This window comes from Nocardia araoensis NBRC 100135 (genome assembly GCF_000308435.1).
GTDB lineage: Bacteria > Actinomycetota > Actinomycetes > Mycobacteriales > Mycobacteriaceae > Nocardia > Nocardia araoensis.
In genome coordinates this window covers 1-6832 of sequence record NZ_BAFR01000150.1, presented here as the reverse complement: position 1 = coordinate 6832, position 6832 = coordinate 1, and the positions used below count along the sequence as shown (strand labels likewise).

Sequence of the window (6832 nt, the reverse complement as noted above, 5' to 3'; positions counted from 1 at the left end):
GGGTCCGAGCCGGATGTTCCCGGATTCGCGGAGGCGGCCGACGAGCATGGTGCGCGGGTCCGAATCGCCGAGGAGGAGCCGACGGCTCATGCCGGGGCGGAAGTGGTCACCGAGCAGTTCGCGCACTCGGAGGCGGTCGGGGCGCACCCCGAGCCGACGCATCCCGGCGTCGCGGAGGTGGTCACCGAGCAGTTCGCGCGCACGGAGGCGGCTGAGTCGACGCCACGTGGCGCGGCGGAGGTGGTGATCGAGCACGTCGCTCGCCCCGAAGCGGCCCAGACGCACCCTGATTCGAATGGTCGTGCCCTGGAAGCCATCGGTGCGGGCATGGCCCAGCACTACACCCCAGGCGTCGATGGCGACGATCACTCGCCGCGGATGGAACAGGTCACGGCGGCCGGTGCCGTGAATCCCGCTCCGATCACGCGTGAATCGGACGGCACCGCCGCCGCGAGCGCACCGCACGCGTCCAGCGAACCTCAGCTCAGCACCCGATGACTGAGCGGGCCGTCGGGTAATCGCTTCGGCGACAACGCTGTTCGGCCCAACTGCCGTGGCGGGTTCGTGCACTGGTCGGCCCGCTCCCGGCGCGTCCGCCGGGCCTGACCGTTCATGCCACGAACAGCACGTCGGAGACGGTCAGCCCGGAATCGCCGCGTGACACGGTGACCCGGAACGGCGTGCCGGAGTGTGAACGCGCATCGAGGCGCGGCGTATCGGTCGCGGGGCCTCGGCGTGGCGTGTGCTCAGCTCTGAGCCTGCAGGCTCCAGGTGCGCCCGTCGGGATCGCGCACGGTCATTTCCTTTGTGCCGTAATGGGTTGCCTCGAACGGCGCGACCACGTCGATATCGGCGTTCGGCTGGAACGCGTCGGCGTCGGTGACGGTCAGGACCAGTTGGGTGCGGGGCGTCTGATGGCGCGGAATCTCCGCGATGAAGACATAGGGCCCGTCGCCGTTGCGGAACAGTCCGGAGTTGTGGTCGGTGGTGAATTCCGGCTCGTAGCCGAGGGCCAGGAAGAATCTCGCCGTCTTGCCCCAGTTGTGCGTCTCCACGTGCACGCCCTCGATGCCCTTCGTCGCCATATCGCTCTCCTTCGGTCGCTTCAGCTGTTCGGGGTGTCGTCGAGATAGGCCCGCAACGCATCCGCGACCAGCGCGGACAGGGACGTGCCCGACTCGACGGCGCGGAATTTCACCTGCTTGATCAGGCTGATCGGCAAGTACACGTTGAACTGCTTCACTTCCTCGTCACCCACTCGTCGATGCTAGCATGCTAGCAACCTAACGCTCACCCGATTTCTTTCGGTCGACCCGATGGCGGAATGGACGTAGCGTCGAATTCGTGAAAGTTCCCGAACACCTGCCCACCACAGCGGGCGAACTACGTTCGGCCGGCTACCTGCCGCGTGGCGTGAAGACCGAGATCCGCGAGAACCTCTTGGCGCTGCTGAGTTCCGGCGGCGACCCGTGGCCCGGCATCGTGGGGTTCGACCGGACCGTCGTGCCCCAGCTGGAACGCGCCCTGCTGGCGGGACACGACGTCGTGCTGCTCGGCGAGCGCGGCCAGGGCAAGACCCGGCTGCTGCGAACCCTGGTCGGCCTGCTGGACGAATGGACGCCCGTGATCGCGGGCGCCGAACTCGGCGAACATCCGCTCGACCCGATCAGCCCGGCCGGTCGCAGGCTGGCCGCCGAACTCGGCGACGATCTGCCCGTCGCGTGGCGGCATCGCTCGGAGCGGTACGCCGAGAAGCTCGCCACGCCGGACACCTCCGTCGGTGACCTGATCGGCGACGTCGATCCGGTGAAGGTGGCCGAGGGTCGCAGCCTCGGTGACCCCGAGACCATCCACTTCGGACTCGTTCCGCGCGCGCATCGCGGCATCGTGGCGATCAACGAGTTGCCCGACCTCGCCGAACGTATCCAGGTCGCGCTGCTGAACGTCATGGAGGAACGCGACATCCAGGTCCGCGGCTACACCTTGCGGCTGCCGCTGGACGTGCTGCTCGTCGCCACCGCGAACCCGGAGGACTACACGAACCGCGGCCGGATCATCACGCCGCTGAAAGACCGGTTCGGCGCGGAGATCCGCACCCACTACCCGCTCAGCGTCGCGGCGGAGGTGGCGCTGGTGCGCCAGGAGGCCGAGCTGGTGGCCGAGGTGGGCGATCCGCTGATCGAGGTGCTCGCCCGATTCGTGCGGCAGCTGCGCGAGTCGTCCGCGATCGACCAGCGGTCCGGCGTCTCCGCGCGCTTCGCCGTGGCCGCGGCCGAGACGGTGGCAGCGGCGGCGTTGCGCCGGTCCGCGGTGACGGGGGAGAGTCCGGCCGTGGCGCGTCCGGTCGACCTGGAATCCGTCCCCGCGGTGTTGCGCGGCAAGCTGGAGTTCGAGTCCGGCGAGGAGGGGCGTGAGCAGGAACATCTCACCCATCTGCTGCGTCGCTCGTTCTCCGAGACCGCACGGGCGTTGCTCGGCGGACTGAACCTGCGGCCGCTGGCCGATGCGGTCGGCGACGGGCACCTGGTCACCACCGGGGAACGCGTGCCGGGCCAGGAAGTTCTCTCGGCGCTGCCCGAATTGCCCGTGCTGCACGAAGTCGCCGCCCGGCTCGGCGTCGACGCGGCCGATCCGCCGCCCCGGATCGCCTCGGCCGTCGAGTTCGCGCTGGAGGCGCTGTTCCTGGCCCGTCAGATCGCGAAGGACTCCGACGACGGTCTGGCGGTGTACGGCCGATGATCGGCGACGCGTCGTGACGATTCCCGATCGCTACTCCTACGGCCCGTACCACGAGGGGCCCGATCCCCTAGCGCCCCCGCTCGACCTGCGGGAGGCGCTGGACCGGATCGGTCGCGACGTGATGGAGGGCAGCTCGCCCCGCAACGCCCTGCAAGAGCTGTTGCGGCGCGGCACCCGCACCATGCCTGGGCTGGAGGAGCTGACCCGCCGGTTGTGGCAGCGCCGCGCGGAGATCGCTCGCAGCCACCGGCTGGACGGTACGTTGCAGCAGGTCCGGGAATTGCTGGAAGCGGCGCTGGAAGCCGAGCGCGGCGCGCTGTTCCCCGACCCCTCCGACGACGCCAGGTTCGCCGAAGCGCAGCTGGACGCCCTGCCGTCGAGCACGGCCGCCGCCGTCACCGAACTCGCCGACTACGCCTGGCGATCGGAGACCGGCAGGGAGAACTACCAGAAGATTCGCGACCTGCTCGGCCGCGAGCTGCTGGAATCGCGCTTCCAGGGCATGAAACAGGCTTTGCGGAACACCACTCCGGAGGACGTGGAGCGGGTCAGGCGGATGATGTCCGACCTGAACGATCTGCTCGCCGCGCACGCCAGGGGCGAGAACACCGAGCAGCGGTTCGCCGATTTCATGGCCGAGCACGGCGAGTTCTTCCCCGAGAACCCGCGCGACACCGAGGAATTGATCGACGCGCTCGCGGCCCGCGCCGCCGCCGCACAGCGCATGATGAATTCGATGTCCGAGCAGCAGCGGGCGGAGCTGTCCGAGCTGATCGGCCAGGCATTCGGCGATCCGGCGATCGCCCAGCAGGTCGCCGCGCTGGACGCGCATCTGCGAGCGCTGCGTCCCGGCGAGGACTGGAATTCCGCGCGGCGGTTCCGCGGCGAGGATCCGCTCGGCCTCGGCGCGGGCGCGCAGGCGCTGCAGGACCTGGCCGAACTCGACGCGCTCGCAGAGCAACTCGGCCAGTCCTACGCGGGGGCCCGGCTGGAGGACATCGATCTGGACGCGCTGGAACGTCATCTCGGCGCGGACGCGAGCGTGGACGCCGCGCGGCTGGCCGAACTGGAACGCGAATTGCGCGGGCAGGGCATCTTCGAGCGGGCGCAGGACGGCTCGCTCCGGTTGACGCCCAAGGCTCTGCGGCGGCTCGGCGAGGCGGCGCTGCGTGATGTCGTCGGGCGCTTGCGCTCTCGGCGCGGCGAACGGGACACGGCCCTGTCCGGTGCCGCGGGTGAGCCGACCGGGGGCTCCCGGGCCTGGCGCTTCGGCGACACCGAGCCGTGGGACGTGTCGCGGACCGTGCGCAATGCCGTGCTGCGGTCGGCGTCGACGGGCAATCGGCAAGTGCGACTGGATGTTTCGGATGTCGAGATCATGGAGACCGAGCAGCGCTCCAGGGCTGCGGTCGCGTTGTGTGTCGACACGTCCTGGTCGATGGTGCAGGACGGTCGATGGGTGCCGATGAAGCGCACCGCGCTCGCGTTGCACCATCTGATCGGCACCCGGTTCCGGTCCGACGCGCTGAGTGTGATCACCTTCGGCAGGCACGCGACGACCGTCGACATCGGCGAACTCACCGCGCTGGAAGGGGTTTGGGAGCAGGGCACCAACCTGCACCACGCACTGCTGCTGGCCGCGGCGCACCTGCGCAGGCACCCGGACGCGGTACCGGTCGTGCTCGTCGTCACCGATGGTGAGCCGACCGCCCACCTGGAGCCGGACGGGGAGACCTACTTCAATTGGCCACCCGCGCAACGCACGCTGGCCGTGACGATGGCGCAGGTCGACGCCTTGGCCAAGCTGGGCGCGTCGGTGACGGTGTTCATGCTCGGCGAGGACCCGCGCCTGGCCGCTTTCGTCGACCTGGTGGCCCGCCGCAGCGGCGGCCGCGTGGTTGCGCCCGATCTGGACGGCTTGGGCGCCGCGGTGGTCAGCGACTATTTGCGCGGCAGGCGCTGAAGTCGCGGTTGGTCGGGCGGGCGTCGATGCGCCGGACCGCGAGGTCGGTCGGCTTGCGCGCGAAATCGTCGATGCTGCGATTGCTGCGAGATCACTACCGGCCCTGCCGTCGTGCGCCGCGCACAGCGACAAGACTCGCGCAGCCGTGCCCGCACCGGCGGTACACGTTCGTGCACGCGCGGTCGGCAGGCGTGTCGTGAATGTGGCACGGAGGCAGTGGAGCGGCCGTATCGAGGATTTATTGTGGCCGAATCGGCGTTCGGAACGAAAAACCGAAGGGTATTGAATACCGATAGGTTTTGAATACCGAAAGGTATTTATTCTCCCTTTCCAGGGACGATGGTTTTTACCGGAAATTTCTCACCGATTTGCTGTACATCGCGCGGTGCCCGTGTGTAGCGTCTGGAACCCGTAAACCCCTCCCATGACAAGTGGTGGCGCGTGTGATCGGAATCGACGGCTGTCTGAAACGCATCATGGATATTCCCGGTGCGCGCAGCGTGACGCTGGTGGATGGCGCGAGCGGTCTGGCGATCGCCGCGGACGGCAGGCACGACCTGGTGGACGAGCACGAAGATGCCGCTGCCACAACGGATGTGGTGCGCACGGTGCTCGCCTGTCCGGCATTGTCGACCGACGGCGACGACGTCACCGAGATCATCGTCTGCGGCACCCGCGGATATCACCTGCTGAACCTGGTGAACGGCGATTTCGACGGCCGGATTTTCGTACACGTGCTGTTCGATGCGGACGCCGGAAATCTCGCGATTGCGCGATACCAACTGCACCGAATTCTCGACGAATCGGCCGAGGACGTTCATGAGCCCTGAACTCGCGGTCGAATTACGGCGGCTGGAACAGGAAGGACGTACGGGGGTGCTGCACGCGGGCGACGGCGCGTTCCATCTCGCCGAAGGCGCGATAGTTTCCGCCGACTGCCGCCGCACCACCGGGCTGGACCGGCTGGTCGTCGAAGCGGGCGTGGCGACCGCCGAGGACTGGCGGCGCGCCGATGCGGGGGAGCCGGGCCGTGTGCTGGGACGGCCACGGTTGGAAACCCTCGCGATGCTGTCGGTTTTCGATGCCGCCTACTTCTTGCTGGCCTCGCCCGCCGTCCCGGAGTTTCGGCCGTCCCCACCGCACTGGCTTGCCCCGGTCTGCCACATCGCGCCCCGTGCTCTGGTGCGGGAATGCGCGCGACGCGGTGATCCCGAGTCCGGGCCGTGGCCTGCCGACCTGGTCGATCGCGTCGCCGTCGTGCCGGTCCGCCGGGTGCGGCGACGGCGGTTGGTGCTCACCGGAGGACAGGCCGAGGTGCTGGCCGCCGCGGATGGCAGGCGCAGCGTCGCGGGAATCGGCCGCGAACTGGGCCGCACCACCTACGGCTGTCTGGTGGCGGTGCGGGAACTGACCGCGGCGGGCCTGATCGCGCCGCCCTCCGCGACGTCGGTTCCGCCGACGGCGGGACCGGTCGCCGCCGAGCCGGTGTGCACCGAGCCCGTTGCGGTCGCGCCGGTGATCGTCGAGGCGGGCCGACTTCCCCGGCGTCGTGGCAGGCACTCGGCGCTACCGGCCCCGGTCGCCGACCGGTTGGAGCCGCCCGACCCGGACCTGCTCGTCCGCCTGCAAGCGGCTTTGGAGGAGCTCGCGTGACCGCGCGGAAGAAACTGCTCGGCGATTTCATGGGAAGGTTTACCAAGGTGGCGATGTCCGGACCCGAACCGAACGCGGCGGTGCTCACGGAGCTACAGGCACTTCGCGATCGTGTCCCGCGGCTGACCGGCGCGTTGGTGGCATCCAACGATGGTCTGCTCATCGCCCACGATCTGCCCCCCGAGATCGAGCCCAACGGGATGGCCGCCATGGCCGCCTCCCAGCTGTCGTTGTCCCACCGGCTGGCCGCCACCGCGCACGGCGGCGGGTTCAGTGAGGTGGTGGTGCACGGCACCGGCGGTCATGTGGTCATCTACGCGGCCGGCTGGGCCTCGCTGACCATCTTGGCCGCTCCCGAGGTGAACGTCGGCCGACTGCATCTGGAATCCCGTCCAACGGCCCGCACGATCGCCTACTTGCTGACGTCCGCCACGACCGACGCGGGAAGCGAACAAGCAACGAAAACCCACTGAAAGG

At 69.1% G+C, this 6832-nt stretch carries 8 protein-coding genes; 6 read left to right on the top strand and 2 right to left on the bottom strand.

Going from position 1 to position 6832, the window contains the following annotated elements:
• Positions 1-498 (top strand): hypothetical protein (locus tag ON21_RS20730; RefSeq protein ID WP_039799995.1); only part of this gene is annotated, 498 nt, incomplete at its 5' end.
• Between the two features lie 248 nt (positions 499-746).
• On the opposite strand, the gene ON21_RS20725 is transcribed toward ON21_RS20730, so the two are convergent.
• Positions 747-1085 (bottom strand): VOC family protein, encoded by a 339-nt coding sequence (locus ON21_RS20725; RefSeq protein ID WP_039799994.1) that lies wholly within the window; start codon positions 1083-1085, stop codon positions 747-749.
• A gap of 20 nt (positions 1086-1105) precedes the next feature.
• Entirely contained in the window at positions 1106-1258 is a 153-nt protein-coding gene (locus ON21_RS20720; RefSeq protein WP_039799993.1) for a hypothetical protein, read from the bottom strand.
• Positions 1259-1344: 86 nt separating this feature from the next.
• On the opposite strand from ON21_RS20720, the gene ON21_RS20715 reads away from it, so the two are divergent.
• From ON21_RS20715 to ON21_RS20695, 5 genes are all read left to right on the top strand, one after another.
• Entirely contained in the window at positions 1345-2739 is a 1395-nt protein-coding gene (locus ON21_RS20715) for an ATP-binding protein (RefSeq protein ID WP_039799992.1), read from the top strand.
• A gap of 13 nt (positions 2740-2752) precedes the next feature.
• A complete protein-coding gene (locus tag ON21_RS20710) occupies positions 2753-4702 on the top strand; it encodes a vWA domain-containing protein (RefSeq protein ID WP_039799991.1) in 1950 nt (649 codons plus the stop codon).
• A 443-nt stretch (positions 4703-5145) separates the two neighbouring features.
• Positions 5146-5532, top strand: a complete 387-nt coding sequence (locus ON21_RS20705) for a hypothetical protein (RefSeq protein ID WP_039799997.1) — start codon at positions 5146-5148, stop codon at positions 5530-5532.
• On the top strand, positions 5522-6355 hold the full coding sequence (locus ON21_RS20700) for a hypothetical protein (RefSeq protein WP_039799990.1): 834 nt from the start codon (positions 5522-5524) through the stop codon (positions 6353-6355). The genes ON21_RS20705 and ON21_RS20700 overlap by 11 nt, the downstream gene beginning before the upstream one ends.
• A complete protein-coding gene (locus tag ON21_RS20695; protein ID WP_245562664.1) occupies positions 6352-6828 on the top strand; it encodes a roadblock/LC7 domain-containing protein in 477 nt (158 codons plus the stop codon). Before ON21_RS20700 ends, ON21_RS20695 begins: the two co-directional genes overlap by 4 nt.
• Positions 6829-6832 lie beyond the last annotated feature (4 nt).

Coding starts and splice junctions, on each gene's coding strand:
- ON21_RS20725 (WP_039799994.1), bottom strand. CDS start 1,085: ATGGCGACGAAGGGCATCGAGGGCGTGCACGTGGAGACGCACAACTGG.
- ON21_RS20700 (WP_039799990.1), top strand. CDS start 5,522: ATGAGCCCTGAACTCGCGGTCGAATTACGGCGGCTGGAACAGGAAGGA.